This is a genomic window from Sinomonas sp. RB5, assembly GCF_054063535.1.
The window spans coordinates 248,524-272,021 of sequence record NZ_JBSSGJ010000004.1; the positions used below are offsets into that span (position 1 = coordinate 248,524).

Genomic DNA, 23,498 nt, shown 5'->3' on the forward strand with positions numbered 1-23,498 from the left:
GCCTTCCCATGAGCACCACACCTGCCGGCGCCCCCGGGCTCGACGAGCTCGTCTCCCGCGCCGAGGCCTGGGCCGCGGCCGATCCGGACCCGGCCACCGCGGCCCAGCTGCGCGAGACCCTCGCGCGGGCTGCCGAGCCCGAGGGCTCCCCCGCACGCGAGGCCGCGCGGCAGGAGCTCGCGGACGCGTTCGCCGGGACCCTGCAGTTCGGCACGGCCGGCCTGCGCGCGGCGCTGGGGCCGGGTCCGAACCGCATGAACCGCGTCACGGTGCGGCGCGCCGCGGCGGGGGTGGCCGCGTTCCTCCTCGGCAAGGTCGCCGCCGCCCGGCCGGGGGCCGCGGACGGGACCCGGCCGCGCGCCGTCGTGGGCTACGACGCCCGCACCAACTCGGACGTGTTCGCGGAGGAGACGGCCGCGGTCTTCACCGCGGCGGGCGTCGAGGCGTACCTGATGCCCTCGGCGCTGCCCACCCCGGTCCTCGCCTATGCCCTGCAGGCGCTCGGCTGCGACGCGGGCGTCATGGTCACGGCCAGCCACAATCCGCCCCAGGACAACGGCTACAAGGTCTACCTCGGCGGCCGCGCCGTGGACGAGGGCGGGCGCGGGGCGCAGATCGTCGCCCCCGTCGATGCGGAGATCTCCGCGCTCATCGACGCCGCCGGCCCGGTCGGCGCCATCGTCCTCGCCGAGTCCGGCTGGACCACGCTGCCGGCGAGCGTCGCCGCGGACTACCGGGACGCCGTCGTGCGCCTCGCCGATCCCGGGCTCTTCCCGGCGCGCGAGCTCAAGGTCGTCCTGACGCCGCTGCACGGCGTGGGCGGCGAGACGGCCGCCGGCGTGCTGCGCGCGGCCGGCTTCGACGACGTCTCGCTCGTGCGCGAGCAGGCCGAGCCGGACCCGGCCTTCCCCACCGTGGCCTTCCCGAACCCGGAGGAGGCCGGCGCGCTCGACCTCGCGCTCGAGGCCGCCCAGGCGGCCGGCGCGGACCTCGTGATCGCCAATGACCCGGACGCCGACCGCTGCGCCGTCGCGGCCGAGGACCCCGCCTCGGGCGAGTGGCGCATGCTCCGCGGCGACGAGGTCGGGGCGCTGCTCGGCTCCCACATGGTCCGCCGCCTCGGCCGCGGGCAGGGCCTCACGGACGACGCCGCCCCGGCGGCCGCCGCCGACGCCTCCCCTGCCGCCTCCCCCGCCGCCCCGCCCGCGGCCGATGCCGAGCCGGGCGGGCCGGTGTTCGCGAACTCGATCGTGTCCTCGCGGCTGCTGTCCCGCATCGCCGCCTCGGCCGGGATCGCCCACCGCGAGACGCTCACCGGGTTCAAGTGGATCTCCCGGGTCCCCGGGCTCGTGTACGGCTACGAGGAAGCGCTCGGCTACTGCGTCGCGCCGGAGCTCGTCAAGGACAAGGACGGGATCTCCGCCGCGCTCCTGGTCGCCGAGATGGCCGCGGAGGCGAAGGCCCAGGGCCAGACCCTCTTCGACCGGCTCGACGCGCTGCACGTGCTGCACGGGGTCCACCTCACGGACCAGCTCAGCGTCCGGGTGGCCGACCTGGGCCTCCTCGAGGCGATGATGACCCGCCTGCGGCAGGACCCGCCGGCCTCCTTCGCGGACTCCCCGGTCGAGACGGCCGTGGACCTCTCGGAGGGGTCGGAGCAGCTGCCGCCCACCGAGGGGCTGCTGTGGGCCACGCGGGACTCGACCCGCGTGATCATCCGGCCGAGCGGGACCGAGCCGAAGCTCAAGTGCTATGTCGAGGTGATCCGCCCGGTGGACAGCTCTGCCGAGCTCGCCGAGGCCCGCCAGGCCGCGCGGGCGGCGATGGACGCAGCGCTCGACGATGTGCGCGAGGCGCTCGGGCTCTAGCCGGGGCTCCCCGCGGCGGGTGCGCCCCGGTCAGGCCGCGACCTGCACCCTGCCGTCGACCACTCGGGCGCGGAAGGTGGCGAGGGGGATGCCCGGGGCATCGAGCCGCTCGCCGGTGGCCAGGTCGTAGACCTCCTTGTGGAGCGGGGACGCGACGGTGGGGCGCTCGCCCCGGGAGCCCACGATGCCGCGGGCCATCACGTACGCCTCGCTCACGGGGTCCCGCTGCTCGACCGCGTAGACCTCGCCGGTCGCCAGGCGGAACAGCGCGACCTGGCGCCCCGCCACGAGCGCGGCCTCTCCCCAGTTCGGCTCGAGGTCGGCCAGGGTGCAGACGCTGTGCCAGACGCCGTCGGAAGGAACGGGGCCGGCGTGGTCCCGGAGGGTGTCCGTGCGGGGTGCTTCAGCTGTGATCGTCATGGCTCCACGCTACGGAGCGGGGGGTTTCGCCCGGGTTGAGCCTGCGTGACGGCCACGTAAAACCGGCCTCACCTGTCGCGAAACATGCCCGTGACAGTGAAGTCAACGGTCCGTTACATCCGGGCAACTGGGCCGAAATCGCCCCCTCCTAGGGTGGAGGAAACACGCCGGGGCGCCCGGCATCCTCCTACGGAAGGCACCCACCGTGAGCATGAGCCCGCTCGAGACCCCCACCGCCGGCACCGGTCCGCGCCGCGTGGCCGTGATCGGCGGCGGCCCCGCCGCCCACCGCTTCGTCGAGGCGATGGCCGCCCGTGGCCTCGACTCCTCCGGCGGCTTCCGGATCACCGTCGTCACCGAGGAGGCCCACCTCCCCTATGACCGCGTGGCGCTCTCCAAGGCGCTCACCGAGGAGCCGGGCAGCGTCGACCTCACGCTGGGCACACCGTCCCTGTGGGACACGCCCGGGGTCACGCTCCGCACCGGCGCCCGGGCCGTGCGCCTCGACGCCGCGTCCCGCACCGTGCTCCTGGAGGGCCAGGACGGCACGGAGGAGCTGCCCTACGACGAGCTCGTGCTCGCGACAGGCTCGAACGCCGCCCGCCTCCCGATCCCGGGCGCCGAGCACACGCACGTCTACCGCACGCTCGAGGACGTCTGGTTCCTCCGCACCGAGATCGGCCGCCTCGGCCAGGTGCTCGGCCGCCAGCCGCGGGTCGCCGTGATCGGCGGCGGGCTGCTCGGCATCGAGGCAGCCGCGGGGGCGCAGTCGCTCGGTGCGGAGTCCCTCATCATCGACGGCTCGCCGTGGCCCATGAACCGGCAGCTCGACGAGGGCGCCGGCCAGGCGCTCACCCGGCTGATCGCCGCGAAGGGCTTCACGCTGCACGGCGGGGTGTTTCCGTCCGAGGTGCACACGGACGACGCCGGGTCGGTCACCGGCGTGCTCATGGCGGACGGGCGCGTGGTGCCCGCGGACCTCGTGGTCGTCGCGATCGGCGTCCGGCCCCGTGACGAGCTCATCCGGGCGGCCGTAGACGCCGCGGGCGAGTCCGGCGCCGCGGCGACGTTCGAGATCGGGCCGCGGGGTGGCGTCGTGATCGACGACAGGTGCGCGACGGGCGCGCCGAACGTGTGGGCGATCGGCGAGGTGGCGAGCTTCGGCGGCATGTGCCTGGGGCTCGTGGCGCCCGCGAACACGATGGCGGAGATCGTCGCGGACCGCCTCCACGGCGGCGAGGCGACCTTCCCCGGCTTCGACACGGCCACCAAGCTCAAGCTCTCCGGCGTTGACGTGGCGAGCTTCGGCGACGCGTTCGCGGCCGAGCCGGGCGCACTCGAGATCGTCTACGCCGACCCGGCCCGCGGCGTCTACCAGAAGATCGTCACGACCGACGACGCGCGCACGCTCCTCGGCGGCATCTTCGTCGGCGACGCTTCCCCCTACCTGAGCCTGCGCCCGCTCCTGGGCCGCGAGCTCCCCGCCGAGCCCGGCGCCTTCCTGTCCGCTGCAGGCGGCGGCGAGGCACCCGAGACCGAGCTCCCGGACGACGCGATCCTGTGCTCGTGCAACAACGTCGCGGCCGGGACGCTGCGCGATGCCGTCAACGCCTGCGGGGCCTGCGAGGGGCAGGACCCGGTGCAGGACGTGGCCGGGCTCAAGGCCTGCACGCGCGCCGGGACGCAGTGCGGCTCGTGCGTGCCGATGATCAAGAAGCTCCTCGAGGCCGAGCTCGCCAAGTCCGGCGTGACCGTGAGCAAGGCCCTGTGCGAGCACATCCCGCTCTCCCGCCAGGAGCTCTTCGACCACATCCGGGTCGCCCAGCTGACCTCGTTCGAGGAGATCATGTCCCGGTACGGCACGGGCGCCGGCTGCGACATCTGCAAGCCGACGATCGCCTCGATCCTCGCCTCCCAGCACTCGGCCTACGTTCTCGACGCCGGCCGCGGCACCCTCCAGGACACCAACGACCGCGCCCTGGCCAACATGCAGAAGGACGGCACGTACTCGGTGGTCCCGCGCATCCCCGGCGGCGAGATCACCCCCGAGAAGCTCGCCGTCATCGCGTCCGTCGCGCAGAAGTACAACCTCTACACCAAGATCACCGGCGGGCAGCGGATCGACATGTTCGGGGCCCGGCTCGAGCAGCTTCCGGACATCTGGGCCGAGCTCATCGCCGCGGGCATGGAGTCCGGGCAGGCGTACGGCAAGAGCCTGCGGACCGTGAAGAGCTGCGTCGGGTCGACCTGGTGCCGCTACGGCCAGCAGGACTCCGTGGGCATGGCGATCCAGCTCGAGCTGCGCTACCGGGGCCTGCGCAGCCCGCACAAGCTCAAGCTCGGCGTCTCCGGCTGTGCCCGCGAGTGCGCCGAGGCCCGCGGCAAGGACGTGGGCGTCATCGCGACCGCGGACGGCTGGAACCTGTACGTGGGCGGCAACGGCGGCGCGACCCCGGCCCACGCCCAGCTCCTGGCCAAGGACCTGGACGATGAGACCCTCATCAGGTACATCGACCGCTACTTCATGTACTACATCCGCACCGCCGACCGCCTGCAGCGCACCGCGCGCTGGCAGGAGGAGCTCGACGGCGGCCTCGAGCACGTGCGGCAGGTCGTCGTCGAGGACTCGCTCGGGATCGCCGCCGAGCTCGAGGCGGCGATGGCCAGCCACGTGGAGCACTACGAGGACGAGTGGGCCGCGACCCTGAAGGACCCCGAGCGCCTGCGCCGCTTCCGCTCCTTCGTCAACGCCCCCGACGCCGCCGACGACTCGATTGTGCACGTCCCCGAGCGGGACCAGGTCCGGCCCGCCACCGCCGCCGAGCGGGTCTCCCTCGGAGCCACCATCCCCGTCCGTACCCCCGCCGCGGCCGCTGCCGCGCCCACCGCCCAGGAGGCCTGACATGCAGATCACCGTCTCACTCGAGGGCCTTCCCGTCGTCGTGCTCGGCGACGCCGACGGGTCCCGCCAGGCCCTCGCGCGCTACCGGGCCGCGGGCGCGCGCCTGACGTTCTTCTCATCCGCCGAGGCCTACATGGCGGCCGCCGCCGTGCCCGCCAGGCCCGCGCTCGTGGCCGTGGTGGGGCGCCCGGACGCGCACGACGCCGCGTGGGCGCCCGTGCTGGACCACTACCGCAGGCTCGGGGTCCCGCTCGTCGCCGAGCCCCCGGCGGGGCGCCGCGGCCACGTGACCCTCGTGGGCGGCGGCCCGGGGTCCCGCGGCCTGCTCACGGTCGAGGCCGTCGAGGCGCTGCGCGATGCCGACATCGTCCTCTTCGACCGCCTCGCCCCGTGGCGCGAGCTGCCCGCGCTCACCACGGCCAGGCTCGTCGACGTCGGCAAGCTGCCAGGGCACCACAAGGTGCCGCAGGAGGAGATCAACCGGCTGCTCGTCGACTACGCGACGTACGGCCTCACCGGGCGTCCCGCCAACGTGGTGCGGCTCAAGGGCGGGGACCCGTTCGTGTTCGGCCGCGGCGCCGAGGAGGCCGCCGCCTGCGCGGCCGCGGGCGTCCCGGTCCGTGTGGTCTCCGGGATCTCGAGCTCGATCGCGGTCCCCGCGGCCGCAGGGATCCCCGTGACGCACCGCAACGTGAGCCACTCCTTCACGGTCATCTCGGGGCACGCCCCGCTGACCGACGCCGAGCACCGCCACCTCGCCGGGCTCGCAGCGGAGGGAGGGACCGTCGTCGTCCTCATGGGCATCGCCACGCTCCCCCACCTCGCCGCCGGGCTGCGGCGGGCGGGACTGGGCCTGGCGACGCCGCTCGCCGTGGTCGAGCGCGGCCACCAGGCGGGCCAGCGCACCACCGTGACCGACCTCGGCAGCGCCGAGGCCGCCACCGCCGGCTGCGGCAACCCCGCCGTGATCGTCATCGGCGACGTGGTCCGCGCCGCCGGCCACGGCGCTGCCGGGGGCGGGGCGTACGCCGACGAGCTGCGCGGACTCGTCGGCGCCCTCGCGGAGCAGCCGGCCGGGAGCGCCGCATGAGCGCCGCCGCGGTAGGACCTGACCGGGGGGCGGCGCCGGAGAATGCCGGCTCGGCACCAGCGGACGGAGGGGCCATTGGGGGGCTCCTCCGGGGCTTCCGGGTGGGCGTCACCTCGCACCGCCGCTCCCAGGACCTGATCGAGGCGCTCGAGCGGCGCGGCGCCGAGGTCCTGCACGCCCCGGTGCTCACGATCGCGCCGGTCGACCAGGACCAGGGACTGCTCGAGGACACCCGCCGCACCATCGCCGCGCAGCCCGACCTGGCGGTCATCACCACGGCCTACGGCATGCGGCGCTGGCTCGAGGTGGCCGACGCCGCGGGGCTGGGAGACGCGCTGCAGGACTCCCTCTCCGGCGCCTCGCTCTACGTCCGCGGCCCCAAGGCCCGCGGCGCGGTCCGCGCGGCCGGGCTGGCCGACGTCGGCATCGCCAACGACGAGACCACCTCCACGCTCGTGGACCTCGTGCTGCGCGACGCGGGCGGCCGGCTCGACGGGCGGCGCGTTGCCGTCCAGCTGCACGGCTACACCGACCGGGGCCAGCTCGACCGGCTCCGCGAGGCCGGGGCGGAACTCGTCACCGTCACGCCCTACCGCTGGGTGCGTCCCGAGGGCGACGACCGGACGGAGGCGCTCATCACCGCCGTGTGCGAGGGTGCCCTCGACGTCCTGACCTTCACGAGCGCCCCGGCCGTGGATGCCCTGTTCAGCACCGCCCACGAGCTCGGCGTCTACCGCGAGCTCATCGGGTCGCTGCGCCGGCGGGTGGCGACCGCCGCCGTCGGCCCCGTCACGGCCGCGCCGCTCGAGGCCGCCGGCCTCAGCCCCTGGATCCCGGAGCGGTACCGCATGGGGGCGCTGGTCAAGCTCGTCACGGACAACCTCGAACGGCGCGCAGTGCGCAGCGTCGAGACCGCGGCGGGGACCGTCGCGCTGCGGGGCCGGGCGGTCACCGTCGCCGGGTCGGAGCTGTTCCTCGCCCCCGCGGCGATGCTCCTCTTCCGGACGCTGCTCGATGCCGGAGGCGCGGTGGTGCCGCGCGAGACCCTCGCCCGGCTCGTCTCCCCGTCCGCCTCCAACCACGCCCTGGACATGGCGGTCAACCGGCTGCGCGGGGCGCTTCCGGATCCCCAGCTTGTGCAGACCGTGGTCAAGCGCGGGTACCGGCTGCGGGTGGCCTCCGGCTGAGGCAGCATCCCAGACGGCCGCTGGCACGCCGCCCGCCGCGGGCGGTGTGCCAGCGGCCGTCTGCCCGCGCCGATGTGCCAGTATGGGATGACCCAAGCGAAAGGACGCCGACGTGTCTTCCGAGCCCGCACTGACTCCCGCGGACCTTGCCGGCTACATCGACCACACCCTGCTCAAGCCGGAGGCCAGCGAGGCGGACATCCTCACCCTGTGCAGCGAGGCCGTGAAGTACGGATTCAAGTCGGTGTGCGTGAACCCGCTCTGGGTCAAGGCGGCGACGCGGGCGCTGCGCGGCTCGGGCGTGCTCACGTGCGCCGTGGCCGGCTTCCCGCTCGGGGCGACCCCCACCGACGTGAAGGTCTTCGAGGCGCGCGGCGCCACGCTGGACGGCGCGGACGAGGTCGACATGGTCATCAACATCGCTGCCGCGCGGGCGAACGACCGCGGCACCCTCGTCGACGACATCCAGGCGGTCGCCGAGGCCGTGCACGGCAGCTCCTCGATCCTCAAGGTCATCATCGAGACCTCGCTCCTGACCGATGCGCAGAAGGTCCTCGCGTGCGAGGCCGCCGTCGAGGCCGGGGCGGACTTCGTGAAGACCTCCACGGGCTTCAACGGGGGCGGAGCCACCGTCGAGGACATCGCGCTCATGCGCGCCACGGTGGGCCCGGACCTCGGCGTCAAGGCGTCCGGCGGGGTGCGGACCGCGGACGACGCCCGGGCTATGATTGCAGCAGGCGCCACCCGGATCGGAGCCAGCTCCGGGGTGGCCATCGTCACCGGCGGCACCAGCGGCGCCGGCGGCTACTAGACGCAGCGCACAGGAGAGACATGTCTGACGACGACCAGTACAACCGCCCGCTCGAGCCGAACCCGCTCGGCGGCAGCATCATCCTCTTCGTGATCTTCATGGTCCTCTTCCTCCTGGGCCTGTACCTCGTGCAGTTCCTCGACTTCACGAACGTCTGGCCCATGGCGGCCCTCATCTTCCTGTTCGCTGCGGCGTTCGGGATCCCGATGACGTTCATGGCCAAGAACACCACGGGCGAGCAGCACCGCCGCTGACCCCGCCCCCGCCTACCCCCCGGTTTCGGGTACGCATCTCGTCGCCCTATCGGCATTTCGGGTACGCATCTCGTCGCCCTATATCCGTTCCGGGTACACGCTCTGCCCGCCTGCCGCTCCGAGGAGCACCGCAGGCGGGCAGCTGTCTGTACCCGAAACGAAAGGCCTGTGGATAACTCAGGAGGCATCGCCGTCGTCCGTGGCTCAATGGTGAGGTGACGAACAGCACAGGCTCCGCTGACCGGCTCCCCACGGCCTCCTTCACCCTGCTCGACGGGCTCGAGTCGGAGCTCGGGCCGGGCAGGGTGCGCGGCGGCGGCATCATCATCCCGAGCCGCGGCATCCGCAGGCCGCTCGACGCCCGCGAGGACCTTCTGAGCCGGGCGGCCCCCTACACGCGGCTGCACGAGTCCACCTCCGTCAGCCACCTGACGGCTTCCCTCCTCCACGGCATCCCCCTGCCCGCGTGGGCCCAGGACACGTCCCAGATCGATCTCGCCCGGTCCGGCGGCCCGGAGGAGCGGCTCGGCCAGCCCCGGCGCTTCGAGGTGCGCGGGCACCGCGTCCGCCTCGGTGCCGACGACGTGATGATGCTCGGCGGCACGAGGGTCACCACGGCTGAGCGGACCTGGCTCGACCTGTGCGGGGTCCGTCAGCTGACCATGGACGACGTCATCGTTGCCGGCGAGCACCTGGTCTCGGAACACCAGCGCGGGATCCATCCGCGCACAGCGATCGTCACGCTCGCCCAATTGCGCGCCTATGTTGGCGGCAAGCGCCGGGTCCCCGGCCTCGGGAGGGCGCGGATCGCCCTCGAGCTCATGGCCGTGGGAGCCGATTCGCCGCAGGAGACGCGGATCCGGCTCATGCTCGAGCGCGCGGGCCTGCCGCCTTTCAAACCCAACTGCGTCGTCGTGGACCCCTGGGGCAAGGTCCTGTGGGTCGATCTGGGCAACGCCCGCTACCGCGTGGCCATCGAGTACGACGGCGAGCACCACCTTGACCCCGAGCAGCAGCTATGGGACCGCAGCCGCAACCGGAGGACCGTGGCGGCCGGCTGGGCGCAGGTGATCCTCACCCGGGAGGACCTCGTCAGAGGCGAGGCGCACATCGTCAGCCGCGTCGTCGCCGCCCTGACGTCACAGGGCTGGCGCTGACGGCGGCTCGGCGGCTCGTACCCGAAACCGCGAGAACCCGACGAGATGCGTACCCGAAACGGGGGGTCTGCGGGGCCGGGTGGGCGGGTCCTCAGGGGGTGGTCGAGGGGGCCGGGGCGAAGATGGCCTCCACCACCTGGTCCGCCCAGGCGAGGATCTCCCCGTCGGCGAGGTCGGCACCGCCGATGGGGGCGGTCTTGGGCTTGGGGATGAGCACGGCGTTGAGCGCCGGCTTGTACTGGGCCCCCTTGTACATCCGGGTCAGGCGCATCTGCTTGGACTCGGGCAGGTCGGCGGGCGCGAAGCGCACCATGTTCCCCTGGAGCGCCACGTCGGTCAGGCCCGCCGCGCGGGCCCGCACCCGGAACCGTGCCACGGCCGCGAGGTTCTGCACCGGGGCGGGCGGCTCGCCGTACCGGTCCGTGAGCTCCTCCATGACCTCGTTGATGCCGGCGTCGTCCGTCGCGGCAGCGAGCTTGCGGTAGGCCTCCAGGCGGAGCCGCTCCCCCGGCACGTAGTCGTGCGGGAGGTGCGCGTTCACCGGGAGCTCGATCTTCATCTCGGCGGCCTTCTCCTCGCCCTCCCCGCGGAAGTCCGCGACGGCCTCGCCGACGAGCCGGATGTAGAGGTCGAACCCCACGCCCTGGATGTGCCCGGACTGCTCGCCGCCGAGGAGGTTGCCGGCGCCGCGGATCTCGAGGTCCTTCATGGCCAGCTGCATGCCGGCGCCCAGCTCGTTGTGCGCCGCGACCGCCTTGAGCCGCTCGAGGGCGACCTCGCCGAGGGGCTTCTCCGCCGGGTACAGGAAGTACGCGTACGCGCGCTCGCGCCCGCGGCCCACCCGGCCGCGCAGCTGGTGCAGCTGGGAGAGGCCATAGGAGTCGGCGCGGTCGATGATGAGCGTGTTCGCGTTGGAGATGTCGAGGCCGGTTTCGATGATGGTGGTGCACACGAGCACGTCGAAGCGCTTCTCCCAGAAGTCCACGATGATCTTCTCGAGCCGGGACTCGGACATCTGTCCATGGGCCACCTCGACGCGCGCCTCGGGCACGAGCTCGCGGATCGCGGCGGCCGTCTTGTCGATCGAGGAGACGCGGTTGTGCACGAAGAACACCTGGCCCTCGCGCATGAGCTCGCGGCGGATGGCGGCGGAGACCTGCTTGTCCGTGTACGGGCCCACGTAGGTCAGGACGGGGTGGCGCTCCTCGGGCGGCGTGGCGAGCGTGGAGGTCTCGCGGATGCCGGTGAGGGACATCTCGAGCGTGCGCGGGATGGGCGTCGCGGACATCGCGAGGACGTCCACGTTGGTGCGCATCTTCTTGAGCTCCTCCTTGTGCTCGACGCCGAAGCGCTGCTCCTCGTCGATGATCACCAGGCCCAGGTCCTTGAACTGGACCTCCTTGGACAGGAGCCGGTGCGTGCCGATGACCACGTCGACCGAGCCGTTCTTGAGCCCCTCGAGCGTCTCCTTGGACTCCGTGCCGGTCTGGAAGCGCGAGAGCGCCCGCACGCGGACCGGGAAGCCCGAGAACCGCTCCGAGAACGTCTCGTAGTGCTGCTGGGCGAGCAGGGTGGTCGGCACGAGCACGGCCACCTGCTTGCCGTCCTGGACCGCCTTGAACGCGGCCCGGACGGCGATCTCGGTCTTGCCGTAGCCGACGTCGCCGGAGACCAGGCGGTCCATGGGGACCTCGCGCTCCATGTCCGCCTTGACCTCGTTGATCGTGGTGAGCTGGTCCGGCGTCTCGACGTAGGGGAACGCCTCCTCGAGCTCGCGCTGCCAGGGGGTGTCGGGCCCGAACGCGTGCCCCTTGGACGCCATGCGGGCCGAGTAGAGCCGGATGAGCTCCCCGGCGATCTCCTTGACCGCCTTCTTGGCCTTGGACTTGGTCGAGGCCCAGTCGGCCCCGCCCATCTTCGACAGCGACGGCGTGTCCCCGCCCACGTACCGGGTCACCTGGTCCAGCTGGTCGGTGGGCACGAAGAGCCGGTCCCCCGGCGCGCCGCGCTTGGCCGGCGCGTACTCGAGGACCATGTACTCGCGCGTCGGCGCGGCACCGGCCGCGCCCTGCCCCGCGCTGTGTCCGCCTCCGGCTATCTTGCGCTGCACGAGCTCGACGAACTTCCCGATCCCGTGCTGCTCGTGCACCACGAAGTCCCCCGCGGTGAGCGAGAGGGGGTCGACGGCGTTGCGCCGCCGGGAGGGCATCTTGCGCATGTCGCGGGTCCCCGCCGCGCTCGCCCGCCCGAGCAGGTCCGCCTCGGTGAGGAGCCCGAGCTTGAGCCCGTCGAGCACGAAGCCCTTGCCGGCCGGTGCCTTGGTGATCTCGATGATGCCGGGGTCGGGGGCGCGGTCGAGCCCGTCGATGCGGCTGCACGGGATGTTCGCGTCGTGGAACAGCTCGGCCAGGCGCTGGGCGGGCCCGGGGCCGTCCGTCGCGACGACGATCCGCCACTCGTCCCGCACCCTGCCCCCGATGAACTCCATCATCTCGGCCACGTCGCCCTGGTACCCGCGGGGCTCGCGGGCGGCGATGGTGACCACGTCGATGTCCAGGACCGTCCCCTGGTCCACGCCGAGGGACGTGAGCGACCACCACGTGACGCCGCGCTCCTGGGCGTCGGAGCGGACCTCGCCCAGCGTGGCGAAGCTCGCGTCCTCGAGCCGGCCGGCGTGCTCGCCCGAGTCCTCCCCCGCCTCGGCGAGGGCGACGTCGAGCGGTGCGGCGCCGCCGTCGGACGCGGTGGCCCACGCGGCGGCGAGGAACTCCTCGTTGGTCGCGGCGAGGTCGTGGGCGCGGGCGCGCACCTTCTCCGGCTCCATGACGAGCGCGGCCGACCCGGCCGGGAGCTCCCCGATGAACGGGACCATGCGGTCCACGAGGAGCGGGGCGAGGGACTCCATGCCCTCGACCGCGATCCCGCCGGCGATCTTCTCGAGCATGTCCGCCGCGGCGGGCAGCCGCCCCTTGAGCCTGGCGGCGCGGCCCATCACCGCGGGGGTGATGAGCAGCTCGCGGCAGGGCGGGGCGAACAGCGCGGTGGGGTGGTGGACGGTGGGCCCGCTGAGGGAGCGCTGGTCGGCGACGGCGAACCAGCGCATCTGCTCGACCTCGTCGCCGAAGAACTCGACGCGGACGGGGTGGTCCTCGGTGGGCGGGAAGACGTCGATGATGCCGCCGCGCACGGCGAACTCGCCGCGGTGGCTGACCATGTCGACGCGTGCATACGCGGCGTCGGCGAGCGCTCGGACCACGTCGTCGAACGGCGCGTCCTGCCCGACGGCGAGGGAGACCGGCTCGAGGTCCCCGAGGCCAGCCACGAGCGGCTGCAGCACCGCGCGCACGGGCGCGACCACGACCCTGAGCTCTCCGGTGGCCCGGCCGCCGCCGTCGGCCGGCGCGGCCGCGGGGTGCGCGAGGCGGCGCAGGACGGCCAACCGCCGCCCCACGGTGTCCGAGCGCGGCGAGAGCCGCTCGTGCGGGAGGGTCTCCCAGCTCGGGAAGAGCGCGACGGACTCGGCCGGGACGTAGGCGCCCAGCGCCGAGACGAGGTCCTCAGCCTCGCGCTCGGTCGCGGTCACGGCGAGCACGACGGCGCCCGGTTCCGGCAGCGCCTCGACCACCTCGGCGACGAGCACCGGCCGGAGCCCGGTGGGCGCGACCACCTGGAGGTCCTGGCTGCGGCGGGCCGCCGGCTTGGAGGCGTACTCGCGGAGCCGGGCCACGCTCGCGTCCTCCCCGACGGCACGGCGCAGGCCCTCGAGGATGGGGGCGCCCTCGCGGCTCGCCGGGCGCAGCACGTCAACAGACACTTCTGGCTCCTCACTCGCGCGCTCCGTCAGCGGGCCGCGCGCCACGACAGCACAACAGCCCCGACACTCTGCGAGGCCGGGGGCTGTCCCAGCTTAGCCAATGCGCCGCGCGCGGGCGGGCCGCGTTCGCCCGTAGCATGGGAGGGATGGTCCAGCGCGCGCCCCGAACCCCCTCACTCCGGCCCGGGGTGCGGCGTGCCCTGGCGGCCGCGGCGGTGCTGTACCTGGCCGGGGTGGCCCTCGTGGTCCTGTGGCCCTCGCCCGTGGACCGGCCGGAGGCGGGCACGATCCAGGCCGTCTTCCTGTGGCTGCACGCGCAGGGGCTCCCCCGCTGGCTCGGCTACGCCCAGCTCGAGTGGACGTCCAACGTCGCGTTCTTCGTCCCGTTCGGCTTCCTGGCCGTGCTCCTGGGCGCCCGGCCGTGGGCCGCGGTGCTCGCCGGGGTCGCGGCGTCGGCGGCGGCCGAGACCGCGCAGGCGCTGTTCCTGCCCGAGCGGACGGCGTCCCTGATGGACATCCTCGCCAACAGCCTGGGCGCGCTCGTGGGGGCTGCGGTCGCGGTGCTCGTGCAGCGCCGACAGCCCGCATCCGCGCCGCAGCCCGCGTCCGGGCGCCGCCCCACGGCACCCTAGGATGGTCTTCGGCGCGCGCCCCCGCGTGCCTGTGCCGGGACCGCATTCGTTCCGCCAAACCCCAGCCTCCTACGGAAGGACCCCTGTGGCACTGTCAGCCAGCCAGACCCTCAACTTCCCCGTCGACCGCGTTGCGGCGGTGTTCGCGGACGAGGCGTTCCAGCGCCATGTGAGCGAGCTCGTCGGCGGCCGCCTCGAGTCGTTCGCGGTCGACGGCGACGTCGCCGGCGCCTTCACGGCCACGGTCGTACGCCAGCTGCCCACGCAGCGCCTGCCCGAGATCGCCCGCAAGGTCGTCGGCGAGTACGTCAACGTCACCCAGACCGAGGTCTGGGGCGCGCCCGAGGCCGACGGCTCCCGCCAGGCCGACATCAAGGTCAAGGTTGCCGGCGCGCCGGTGGACGTCGCGGCCGTTCAGCGCCTCGCGGCCGACGGCGGCGCGACCCGCATCGAGCTCAACGGCACCGTGAGCTCCTCGGTGCCCCTCCTGGGCGGCAAGATCGCCTCCGCCGCCGAGCCGATGGTCGGCAAGGCGCTCAACCTCCAGGCGACGCAGGCCGAGGCCTGGCTGGCCGGCGAGATCAACTGATGCAGCTGCCGGTCGCCCTCTCCTGGGTGCTCATCGTGGCCGGCGTGTGGAACCTCGTGGTGTGGCCGCAGTTCCTCCGCCGGATCATGAAGGATCCGCGGGCCAAGGATGAGCAGGGCCGGGCCACCCGGTTCATGACCGTCCACCTGCTGCTCGTGTCCATCTCGGTGACGCTCGGCGTGGCGGTTGCCGTGATCGGGATCAGGACGCTCTTCTCCTGAGCCTCCTGGCCGTTCCGGGGCGGGGGACGCCCGGGACGGCGGGGCACAGAGCGCACGACGGCGCCCCGGCCGCCCGCTGCTGCGGGTGGCCGGGGCGCCGTTCTGCTTCCCGGACCCCGGTCCCCCTAGAATGGATGAAGGTGTGCCGGGAAGTCTGGTCGGCGTGAGACAGTCCTCCCCGCGAGGAGACCCCCGACCGATGGGATGAATCCGTGCCGCAGCCCGCCCCGCGCCGTCGTCCGCTGGCCTCCACCCTCAGCCGCGGAACCTACCCCGAGTACCGCCGCATCGCCGAGATCCTCCGCAAGGAGACGGTGGGCGGCGCGCTGCTGCTCCTCGCGACCGTGGCGGCGCTCGTGTGGGCCAACTCCCCCGCCGGGCCGGCCTACACCGCCGTGCGCGACGCGCGGCTCGGCTACGCACCGTGGCACCTCGAGCTCAGCGTCGGTTCGTGGGCGGCCGACGGCCTGCTCGCCCTGTTCTTCTTCGTCGCCGGGCTCGAGCTCAAGCGCGAGTTCGTGGCCGGCGACCTGCGCCGGCCCTCCGCGGCACTCGTGCCCGTGGTCGCGGCATTCGGCGGGGTCGCGGTGCCGGCGCTCGTCTACGTGGGCGTCAACCTCGCCGCCGGCTCCGACGGGCTGAAGGGCTGGGCGATCCCGACGGCGACCGACATCGCCTTCGCCCTCGCGGTCCTGGCCGTGATCAGCACCCACCTGCCCGCGGCGCTGCGCACCTTCCTGCTGACCCTGGCCGTGGTGGACGACCTGCTCGCGATCGCCATCATCGCCTTCTTCTACTCCTCCGACCTGGCGCCCGCCTACCTGCTGCTCGCCCTCGTGCCGCTCGCCGCGTTCGGAGTCCTCGTCCAGCTCCGCGTCCGCGCCTGGTACCTGCTCGTCCCGCTCGCGCTCGCGACGTGGGCCCTCGTGCACGCCTCCGGCATCCATGCGACGGTCGCCGGCGTGCTCCTGGCCTTCACCGTGCCCGTGCTGCGCAGCGCGAAGAACGGCGGCCCCGAGGCGGGCCCGGGCCTCGCGGAGATCTTCGAGCACCGGCTCCGGCCCCTCTCGGCCGGGGTGGCGGTGCCCGTCTTCGCCTTCTTCTCCGCGGGCGTGGCCATCGGCGGGTGGGACGGCCTCGTCTCCGCGCTGCAGGATCCGGTGGCGCTCGGCATCGCCGCGGCCCTCGTGGCGGGCAAGGCCGCCGGGGTGTTCTCCGCCACCTGGCTCGTGGCCAAGAGCCAGCACGCCGATCTCGACTCGGACCTCGCGTGGATCGACCTCGCGGGCCTGGCGCTGCTCACGGGGGTGGGCTTCACCGTCTCCCTGCTCATCTCCGAGCTCTCCTTCGGCCCCGCCTCCCCGCACGGCGAGCACGCCAAGGCCGCGATCCTCGCCGGGTCGGTGACGGCGGCGCTGCTCGCCGCCGTCGTGCTCCGTGCCCGCAACCGGCACTACCGGGGCGTGGAGGCCGCCGAGTCGGTCGCGACCGGCGACGCGGACGGCGACGGCATCCCGGACGCGTTCGAGCGGGGCACCGCGGGCTGACCCGTCCCGGTACGCAGACGCAGAAGGCGCTGTACTCGGTACTACTTGCCCGGCGCCCCGGAGCATACGCGCACGGCGGACGCCCGCCGTGCTGCACCACCTGATTCCGGGCCGGCCGATCCTCGATTCCCCTCCCCTCGCTTGTCCCCCTGTTCCCCGCCTGACGACCGTGGTGCCACCTGCACATACGGAACGCATCACGCGTGGGGACGGAGGCCTGCATGGATCGGATCGACGCAACGGCGGTGGTCGAGGACGGCGCGCAGATCGGGTCCGCGACCACCCTCTGGCAGTACGCGCACGTGCGGGCCGGCGCCCGGATCGGCAGCGAGTGCACCGTGGGCCGGGGGGTGTACGTGGGCCCCGGCGCCGTGGTCGGCGACCGCTGCAAACTGCAGAACTACGCGCTCGTGTACGAGCCCGCGGTGCTCGAGGACGGCGCCTTCGTGGGCCCCGGCGCAGTCCTCACGAATGACCTGAACCCGCGGGCCGTCAACCCGGACGGCACGCCCAAGTCGGCCGCCGACTGGGACGCGGTGGGCGTCTGGGTGGGCCGGGGCGCCGCCATCGGCGCCAGGGCGGTGTGCGTGGCGCCGGTGCGGATCGGGGCGTGGGCCACGGTGGCGGCCGGCGCCGTCGTGGTGCGGGACGTGCCGGACTACGCGTTGGTGGCCGGCGTTCCGGCCCGCCGGATCGGCTGGGTGGGCGAGGCGGGCCACCGCCTGAAGGAGGATACGGCCGAGGCCGGGACCGCGTGGGTGTGCCCCGCGACCGGCACCCGGTACACCGAGGACGCCGGGCGGCTGCGGAGGGCCGAGGCGTGAGCGCGCCGGCCAGGGTGCAGCTCGGCGGCACCGCCGTGACTCTCCTCGACGCAGCGGAGGCCGTCGAGGCCATCCTCGGCGGCTGCCGCGGGCGCACCGCGCCCCTCGGCGTCGTCTCGGCGAACCTCGACCACGTCTTCCACTTCGGCGCGGGCGGCCGCTGGCAGCACGCGCTCGAGGCCGCCGACGACGTCGAGTGGCTCACGCTGCTCGACGGGGCGCCGCTCGCCGCCGAGGCCGAGAGGATCACCGGCAGGGCCTGGCCGCGGCTCGCCGGCAGCGACCTGATCGGCCCGCTCCTGGACCGCGCCGCGGCAGACGGGCTGCGCGTCGGCTTCCTCGGCGGCAGCCCCGCGGCACAGGAACTGCTCGCCGCCCGGCTGGCCGAGCGGCGGCCGGGCCTCGAGGTGGCCGGCTTCTGGAGTCCCAGCCGGGAGGAGCTCGGGGACCCGGACTCGGCACGCGCCACGGCCCTCGCGGTCGCCGCGGCCCGCACCGACGTGCTCGTCGTGGGCCTGGGCAAGCCGCGGCAGGAGCTGTGGATCGCCGAGCATGGCGCGCACACCGGGGCGCGGGCGCTGCTCGCGTTCGGCGCCGTGGTCGACTTCCTGGCCGAGCGCATCCAGCGGGCCCCAGCCTGGGTGGCCGAGCACGGCTTCGAATGGGCGTGGAGGCTCGCCCTCGAGCCGGCCCGCCTCTCCGAGCGGTACCTGGTGCAGGGGCCCGAGGCCTACCTGCGCCTGCGCCGGCACAGTGCCGCGGGAGGCATCGCGCTGTCCGCCGCGGCGCGGCGGGAGGCCGCCCGGGCCTCGGCGCGTGCCGCCCACCCTGCCGGCCGGGGGCTGCCCCGGGACGGCGGCGGTGCCCGGCCAGGTGCCGAGGGCGCGTTCGTGCGCGACGGCGAGGGCGCCGAGGTCGCGGTCGTCGTCGTGACCTACAACAACGCCGACAGGGTGGACGCGCTCGTCGCCTCGCTGCGGCGGGAGGCCCGGGCGGTGCGGCTCCGCGTCGTCGTCGCCGACAACTCCCCCGACCGCGCCACGCTCGACGCGCTCGCCCGGCACCCCGACGTCCGCGCCTTCCCCACCGGCGGGAACCTCGGCTACGCGGGCGGGATCAATGCCGCCGTGGCCGCGGCCGGGCACGCCGAGGCGTACCTCGTCCTCAATCCCGACACCGAGGTCTCCCCCGGGGCCGTCGCCGCGCTCCTGGCGAGGCTGCGCGCGAGCGGGGCGGGCGCCGTCGTGCCCCTCCTCGTGGACGACGACGGCGCGCCGCACCCCTCGCTGCGGCGGGAGCCCACCGCGGCGCGGATCTGGGGCGACGCCCTCTTCGGGGCGCACTTCGCCGGCCGCCCGCAGTGGTGCGCCGAGACCGACTACGAGTCCGAGAGCTACGCCCACGCGCACACCGTGGACTGGGCCACCGGCGCGGCGATGCTCGTCTCGGCCCGTGCCGCGGCAGAGACCGGCCCCTGGGACGAGCGCTACTTCATGTACTCCGAGGAGACCGACTACTGCCACGCCCTCCGCGCGCGCGGCTTCGAGGTCTGGTTCGAGCCGGCGGCCCGGGTGCGGCACTCCGGTGCCGGGTCCGGGACCTCGGGCCCCCTCGCAGCCCTCCTGGCCGTCAACCGCATCCGCTACATGCGCAAGCACCACCCCGGCGCCCCCGCGGCACTCGCCTCCGCCGCCGTCGTCGCCCGGGAGGCGCTGCGCTCGTACGACGGCGGCCACCGCCGCACGCTGGCGGCGCTCCTCCGCCCGCGCCGCTGGGGCGCCCTCGTGCCGCTGGCCGGTCCCGCCGTCGTGCCCGGCCAGCCCCCCGTCCCCGCCGAGCACCCCCGAGGAAGCATCGTGATCCCCGCCCACAACGAGGAGGCGGTGATCGGCCGGACGCTCGAGAGGCTCCGGCCGGCGCTCGCGAGCGCGCGCGTCGAAGTGATCGTGGCGTGCAACGCCTGCACCGACGCGACCGCGGAGGTGGCGCGGGCCTTCCACGGGGTGCGCGTGCTCGAGCTGCCGGAGCCGGGCAAGGGCCGGGCGCTCAACGCCGCGGATGCCGTGGCCACGCAGTGGCCCCGTGTCTATCTGGACGCCGACATCGAGCTCCCGCCGGCGGCGCTGGCCAGCGTGCTGGCCGAGCTGGGACGGGGCCGGTACCTGGCCGGGCGGCCGGGCTTCCGCTATGACGACACGGGGTGCGATCCGCTCGTCGCGGCCTACTACCGGGCCCGCGTGCGGGTCCCGTCGAACCGTGCTGCGCTGTGGGGCGCCGGCTGCTATGCCCTCAGCGAGGCCGGCCACCGCCGGCTCGGCCGCTTCCCCGAGGACGCCGCGGACGACTACTACGTCGATGCCCTGTTCCCCCCCGAAGCGAAGGTCATCCTCGACTGCGAGCCCGTCACTGTACGCCCCCCGCAGACGGCGGGCTCGCTCATGTCCACCCTGCACCGCGTCTACCGTGCCCCCGCCCTCGCCGGCGGGGGCACGCCGGGACGCACCATCCGCGGACTCCTCGCCTCCGTGCGCGGGCCGCTCTCCGCGGCCGACGCCGCCGTGTACGCGACGTTCGCGCTCGTGGGGCGCAGGATCGGCCCGGTCGCGGGCCCGGCGCCCTGGGAGCGCGACGAGAGCAGCCGGCGATGAGGCGGCGTGTGGTGCTCTGGGTACTCGCGATGTACTGCGCCCTGCTCGCCGTGCTGGTGTTCAGCCCTGTGGGACCCAGCCTGCGTGGAGTGTCTCTGCCCGCTGGCGTGAGGGCAGGTGAGGTCGAGGCCGCGGCGAACGTGCTGGTGTTCGTCCCGCTCGGCTTCCTGGGGGCGCAGCTCCTGCCCAGCGGGCGCCGTTGGCTTGCCATCGTGCTCTCCTGCCTGCTCTCGACGGGGATCGAGGTCGTCCAGGCAGCCTTCATCTCTACCCGCCTCGGAACGCCACGGGATGTCCTTACCAACACATCCGGAGCCCTCGCGGGCTACCTGCTCTTCACCGCTTCGCGGTGGATCCAAGTCCACCTGGCTCAGCCTGCCGCGCCCCGCGGTGGGTCGGCCTCAGAACGCTCGTCCCTCTAGTAGCAGCGCACCATGTCCCACCGAGGAGTCCACGTGGCACCGTCAGCAGCCCTCAGATTGCTCCACCGATTCCCGCGTACCGGGCTCCGCCGAGCCACTGCGGCACTCGCCTCCGGCCTCCTCGTCGCGGGCACGCTCGCGGCCATTCCCCTCGTAGCTGGTGCGCCGCCGGCCGAGGCTGCCACCAATCCCTGCTCACCGGTGGTGAGTGCGGTCGCCTGTGAGAACACTCTCGCGGGCGATCCGCAGAGCGACTGGATGATCTCGGGCGCGGGTGACTCCACGATCCAGGGCTTTGCGACGCAGATGAGCGTCAACGCCGGCCAGACGGTCAACTTCGACATCAACACCAACGCCAAGTCGTACCACTTCGACATCCTGCGGCTCGGGTACTACCAAGGCAATGGAGCGCGCAAGATCGCCTCCGGCCTCAAACCAAGCGCGTCGCTGCCCCAGAACCAGCCGGCCTGCCAGACGTTCTCAGACACTGGATTGATCGACTGCGGCAACTGGGCCCTCTCGGCTTCCTGGACGGTGCCCTCGACGGCCGTCTCAGGCGTCTACATCGCCCACCTTGTCCGCGACGACACCGGCGGAAGCAGCTGGATCACCTTCGTGGTGCGCAACGACTCGTCGACGTCAGCGATCCTCTTCCAGACCTCGGACGAGACCTGGCAGGCGTACAACAGCTACGGCGGCAACAGCCTGTACTCGTGCACCGTCGCGTGCCCGCCGGGGAACCCGCAGGGCTACAAAGGCGCCTTCAAGGTGTCCTACAACAGGCCCTTCCATACAGCCCTCGACGACAACGGAACCGACTGGATCACGTACGCGGAAATGCCCATGATTCGCTTCATGGAAGCCAACGGCTACGACATGACGTATCAGGCCGGCTTGGACACAGCGACGAACGGCTCATCGCTCCTCAACCACAAGACCTTCGTCACATCCGGGCATGACGAATACGTCTCGTACGACCAGCGGGCCAATATCGAGGCTGCCCGCGACAAGGGCGTCAATATCGCGATGTTCACCGGAAACGAGATCTTCTGGCGGACACGCTGGGAACCCAGCCAGGCCGGCCCGACGACGTCGGGACGCACCTTGGTCTGCTACAAGGACACCCACTTCAACCAGCCAACCGATCCCGTCACATGGACCGGCACGTACGCTGATCCGCGCTTCGGCACCTCAGGCGGCGCCGGGAACCCCCAGAACGCGCTGAGCGGTCAGTTCTTCAACGTCAACCGGGGAACAACCGACATCACGGTGCCAGCGCAGTACGCCAAACTCAGGCTATGGCGCAACACGGCCGTCGCGAACCTCACGGGCAGCCAGTCCGTCACGCTGGGCTCCGGGCTCGGCACGCTCGGGTACGAATGGGACCTCGACGCCGACAACGGCTTCAGACCCGCTGGACTCTTCGACCTTTCATCGACCACGTACACCAACTCCCAGGTCTTCACCGACTACGGCACGAATACCCAGGACGGCCAAACGGCAACGCACCATCTGACTGAGTACCGAGCCCCAAGCGGTGCTCTCGTATTCGGGGCCGGCACCGTCCAATGGTCTTGGGGCCTTGACAACTCCTGGACGGGTGGAAATACCGACACGAACATGAAGCAGGCGACCATCAACCTGTTCGCCGATATGGGCGTTCAGCCGGTCACGATCATGTCCGGCCTGGTCGCAGCGACGGCTTCGACGGATACGACTGCCCCGACGTCGGCCATCACCTCACCAACGGCAGGGACGACCGTCGCTGACGGCAGCGTTATGACGATCAAGGGCACTGCCTCAGACTCCGGAGGGGGCGTTGTTGCTGGCGTGGAGGTCTCGACTGATGGCGGCACTACCTGGCACCCGGCATCAGGTACCACGAGTTGGACCTACTCCTGGATTGCCCACACCAACCCATCCACCACCATCAGGACCCGGGCAGTCGATGACAATGGAAATCTAGAGTCCTCAGGGTCTGGCGTTTCGGTCTCCGTGAACTGCCCTTGTTCGCTCTTCGGCACCAACACGAAACCCGCGGCGGCCGACAGCGGCGACCCGAATGCTGTCGAAGTCGGGGCGCAGTTCTATTCCGACGTTGCCGGCACGGTTACCGGCGTCCGCTTCTACAAGGCCGGCACGAACACCGGCACCCACATCGGCAACCTGTGGACGGCATCCGGAACGAAGCTCGCCAGCGTGACCTTCTCCGGTGAGAGCACCTCCGGGTGGCAGTCAGCGACCTTCTCCCAACCGGTATCGATCACCGCAGGAACCAAGTACGTCATTTCGTACTACGCTCCGAAGGGTCACTACACACAGACCAGCGGCTATTTCTACAACAACCCCTCCCCGCCACCGGCAGGCAGCGATTCGGTTGACGCCGCGCCCCTTCATTTCACTCGGAGCCTCCCGAGCTCGCCCAATGGCTTCTACGCGTACAGCTCGAGTTCGACGTTCCCGAACCAGATCTACGACGCCGAGTACTACTGGGTAGACCCTGTCTTCTCCCCTGCGGCCAATCAGGCCCCAGCCGTGACCAGCACGTCGCCGTCCTCGGGTGCGACAGGAGTTGGGGTCACCGTTGCCCCGAGCGCGACCTTCAACCAGGCGGTCACCCCGTCCTCGGTGACATTCACGCTCAAGGACTCGAGCAACAACACCATCGCTGGCACCAGCGCGTTCAACAGCGCCAACACCGTGGCGACGTTCACGCCGTCCTCGGCCCTTGCCTACAGCACCACCTACACCGCCACGGTGAGCGGGGCAACGAACTCGACCGGCCAGACCATGGCGAGTCCCTACTCCTGGAGCTTCACCACTGGAGCTCCGCCGCCAGCGCCTGCTGTCTCGTCGACGTCGCCTGCCTCCAACGCAACCGGCGTAGCGGTCACCGTGGCCCCGAGCGCGACCTTCAACCAGGCGGTCACCCCGTCCTCGGTGACATTCACGCTCAAGGACTCGGGCAACAACACCATCGCCGGCACCAGCGCGTTCAACAGCGCCAACACCGTGGCGACGTTCACGCCGTCCTCGGCCCTTGCCTACAGCACCACCTACACCGCCACGGTGAGCGGGGCAACGAACTCGACCGGCCAGACCATGGCGAGTC

Annotated in this window: 17 protein-coding genes; 15 read left to right on the plus strand and 2 right to left on the minus strand. The window is 72.8% G+C overall.

Annotated features, from left to right (window positions below; translation table 11 throughout):
- The first annotated feature begins 8 nt into the window (after positions 1–8).
- Positions 9–1,868, plus strand: coding sequence for a phospho-sugar mutase (locus ACVWWH_RS07380; RefSeq protein ID WP_066497033.1), 1,860 nt, complete (start codon positions 9–11; stop codon positions 1,866–1,868).
- 30 nt (positions 1,869–1,898) lie between these two features.
- On the opposite strand, the gene nirD is transcribed toward ACVWWH_RS07380, so the two are convergent.
- Positions 1,899–2,288 carry a nitrite reductase small subunit NirD gene (nirD, locus tag ACVWWH_RS07385; protein WP_066497032.1) on the minus strand — a complete coding sequence of 130 codons (390 nt, stop codon included), beginning with the start codon at positions 2,286–2,288 and terminating at the stop codon, positions 1,899–1,901.
- 211 nt (positions 2,289–2,499) lie between these two features.
- Here nirD and nirB point away from each other — a divergent pair, with 211 nt between their 5' ends.
- The 6 genes from nirB to ACVWWH_RS07415 all read left to right on the plus strand — a co-directional run bounded on the left by nirB (position 2,500) and on the right by ACVWWH_RS07415 (position 9,689).
- Complete coding sequence (nirB, locus tag ACVWWH_RS07390; RefSeq protein ID WP_457316135.1) at positions 2,500–5,190, plus strand: nitrite reductase large subunit NirB; 2,691 nt, start codon at positions 2,500–2,502, stop codon at positions 5,188–5,190.
- A gap of 1 nt (position 5,191) precedes the next feature.
- The gene (gene cobA, locus ACVWWH_RS07395) at positions 5,192–6,280 is read left to right on the plus strand and encodes a uroporphyrinogen-III C-methyltransferase (RefSeq protein ID WP_457316118.1); all 1,089 of its coding nucleotides are present in this window, start codon (positions 5,192–5,194) and stop codon (positions 6,278–6,280) included.
- Positions 6,277–7,467 (plus strand): uroporphyrinogen-III synthase, encoded by a 1,191-nt coding sequence (locus ACVWWH_RS07400; protein WP_066497029.1) that lies wholly within the window; start codon positions 6,277–6,279, stop codon positions 7,465–7,467. Before cobA ends, ACVWWH_RS07400 begins: the two co-directional genes overlap by 4 nt.
- Positions 7,468–7,579: 112 nt before the next feature.
- Positions 7,580–8,278, plus strand: a complete 699-nt coding sequence (gene deoC, locus ACVWWH_RS07405) for a deoxyribose-phosphate aldolase (protein WP_457316119.1) — start codon at positions 7,580–7,582, stop codon at positions 8,276–8,278.
- 20 nt (positions 8,279–8,298) lie between these two features.
- Positions 8,299–8,532, plus strand: coding sequence for a hypothetical protein (locus tag ACVWWH_RS07410; protein ID WP_066497014.1), 234 nt, complete (start codon positions 8,299–8,301; stop codon positions 8,530–8,532).
- A gap of 215 nt (positions 8,533–8,747) precedes the next feature.
- Positions 8,748–9,689: an endonuclease domain-containing protein gene (locus tag ACVWWH_RS07415; protein WP_457316120.1), complete on the plus strand. Its 942-nt coding sequence runs from the start codon at positions 8,748–8,750 to the stop codon at positions 9,687–9,689.
- A gap of 91 nt (positions 9,690–9,780) precedes the next feature.
- Here the strand turns inward: ACVWWH_RS07415 and mfd are convergent, their stop codons facing one another.
- Complete coding sequence (mfd, locus tag ACVWWH_RS07420) at positions 9,781–13,503, minus strand: transcription-repair coupling factor (protein WP_457316121.1); 3,723 nt, start codon at positions 13,501–13,503, stop codon at positions 9,781–9,783.
- Between the two features lie 146 nt (positions 13,504–13,649).
- Between mfd and ACVWWH_RS07425 the strand changes: the two genes are divergently transcribed.
- The 8 genes from ACVWWH_RS07425 to ACVWWH_RS07460 all read left to right on the plus strand — a co-directional run.
- A complete protein-coding gene (locus ACVWWH_RS07425) occupies positions 13,650–14,135 on the plus strand; it encodes a VanZ family protein (RefSeq protein ID WP_457316122.1) in 486 nt (161 codons plus the stop codon).
- Positions 14,136–14,220: 85 nt separating this feature from the next.
- A complete protein-coding gene (locus ACVWWH_RS07430; protein WP_066497008.1) occupies positions 14,221–14,724 on the plus strand; it encodes a DUF2505 domain-containing protein in 504 nt (167 codons plus the stop codon).
- Positions 14,724–14,945, plus strand: a complete 222-nt coding sequence (locus ACVWWH_RS07435; RefSeq protein ID WP_066497007.1) for an SCO4848 family membrane protein — start codon at positions 14,724–14,726, stop codon at positions 14,943–14,945. The genes ACVWWH_RS07430 and ACVWWH_RS07435 overlap by 1 nt, the downstream gene beginning before the upstream one ends.
- Positions 14,946–15,157: 212 nt before the next feature.
- A complete protein-coding gene (nhaA, locus tag ACVWWH_RS07440) occupies positions 15,158–16,492 on the plus strand; it encodes a Na+/H+ antiporter NhaA (protein WP_457316123.1) in 1,335 nt (444 codons plus the stop codon).
- A 221-nt stretch (positions 16,493–16,713) separates the two neighbouring features.
- The gene (locus ACVWWH_RS07445) at positions 16,714–17,316 is read left to right on the plus strand and encodes an acyltransferase (RefSeq protein WP_066497004.1); all 603 of its coding nucleotides are present in this window, start codon (positions 16,714–16,716) and stop codon (positions 17,314–17,316) included.
- Complete coding sequence (locus ACVWWH_RS07450) at positions 17,313–19,964, plus strand: WecB/TagA/CpsF family glycosyltransferase (RefSeq protein ID WP_457316124.1); 2,652 nt, start codon at positions 17,313–17,315, stop codon at positions 19,962–19,964. The genes ACVWWH_RS07445 and ACVWWH_RS07450 overlap by 4 nt, the downstream gene beginning before the upstream one ends.
- Before the next feature lie 107 nt (positions 19,965–20,071).
- Positions 20,072–20,386, plus strand: a complete 315-nt coding sequence (locus ACVWWH_RS07455; protein WP_457316125.1) for a VanZ family protein — start codon at positions 20,072–20,074, stop codon at positions 20,384–20,386.
- Between the two features lie 33 nt (positions 20,387–20,419).
- A partial coding sequence (locus ACVWWH_RS07460) for a N,N-dimethylformamidase beta subunit family domain-containing protein (RefSeq protein WP_457316126.1) occupies positions 20,420–23,498 on the plus strand: 3,079 nt, incomplete at its 3' end.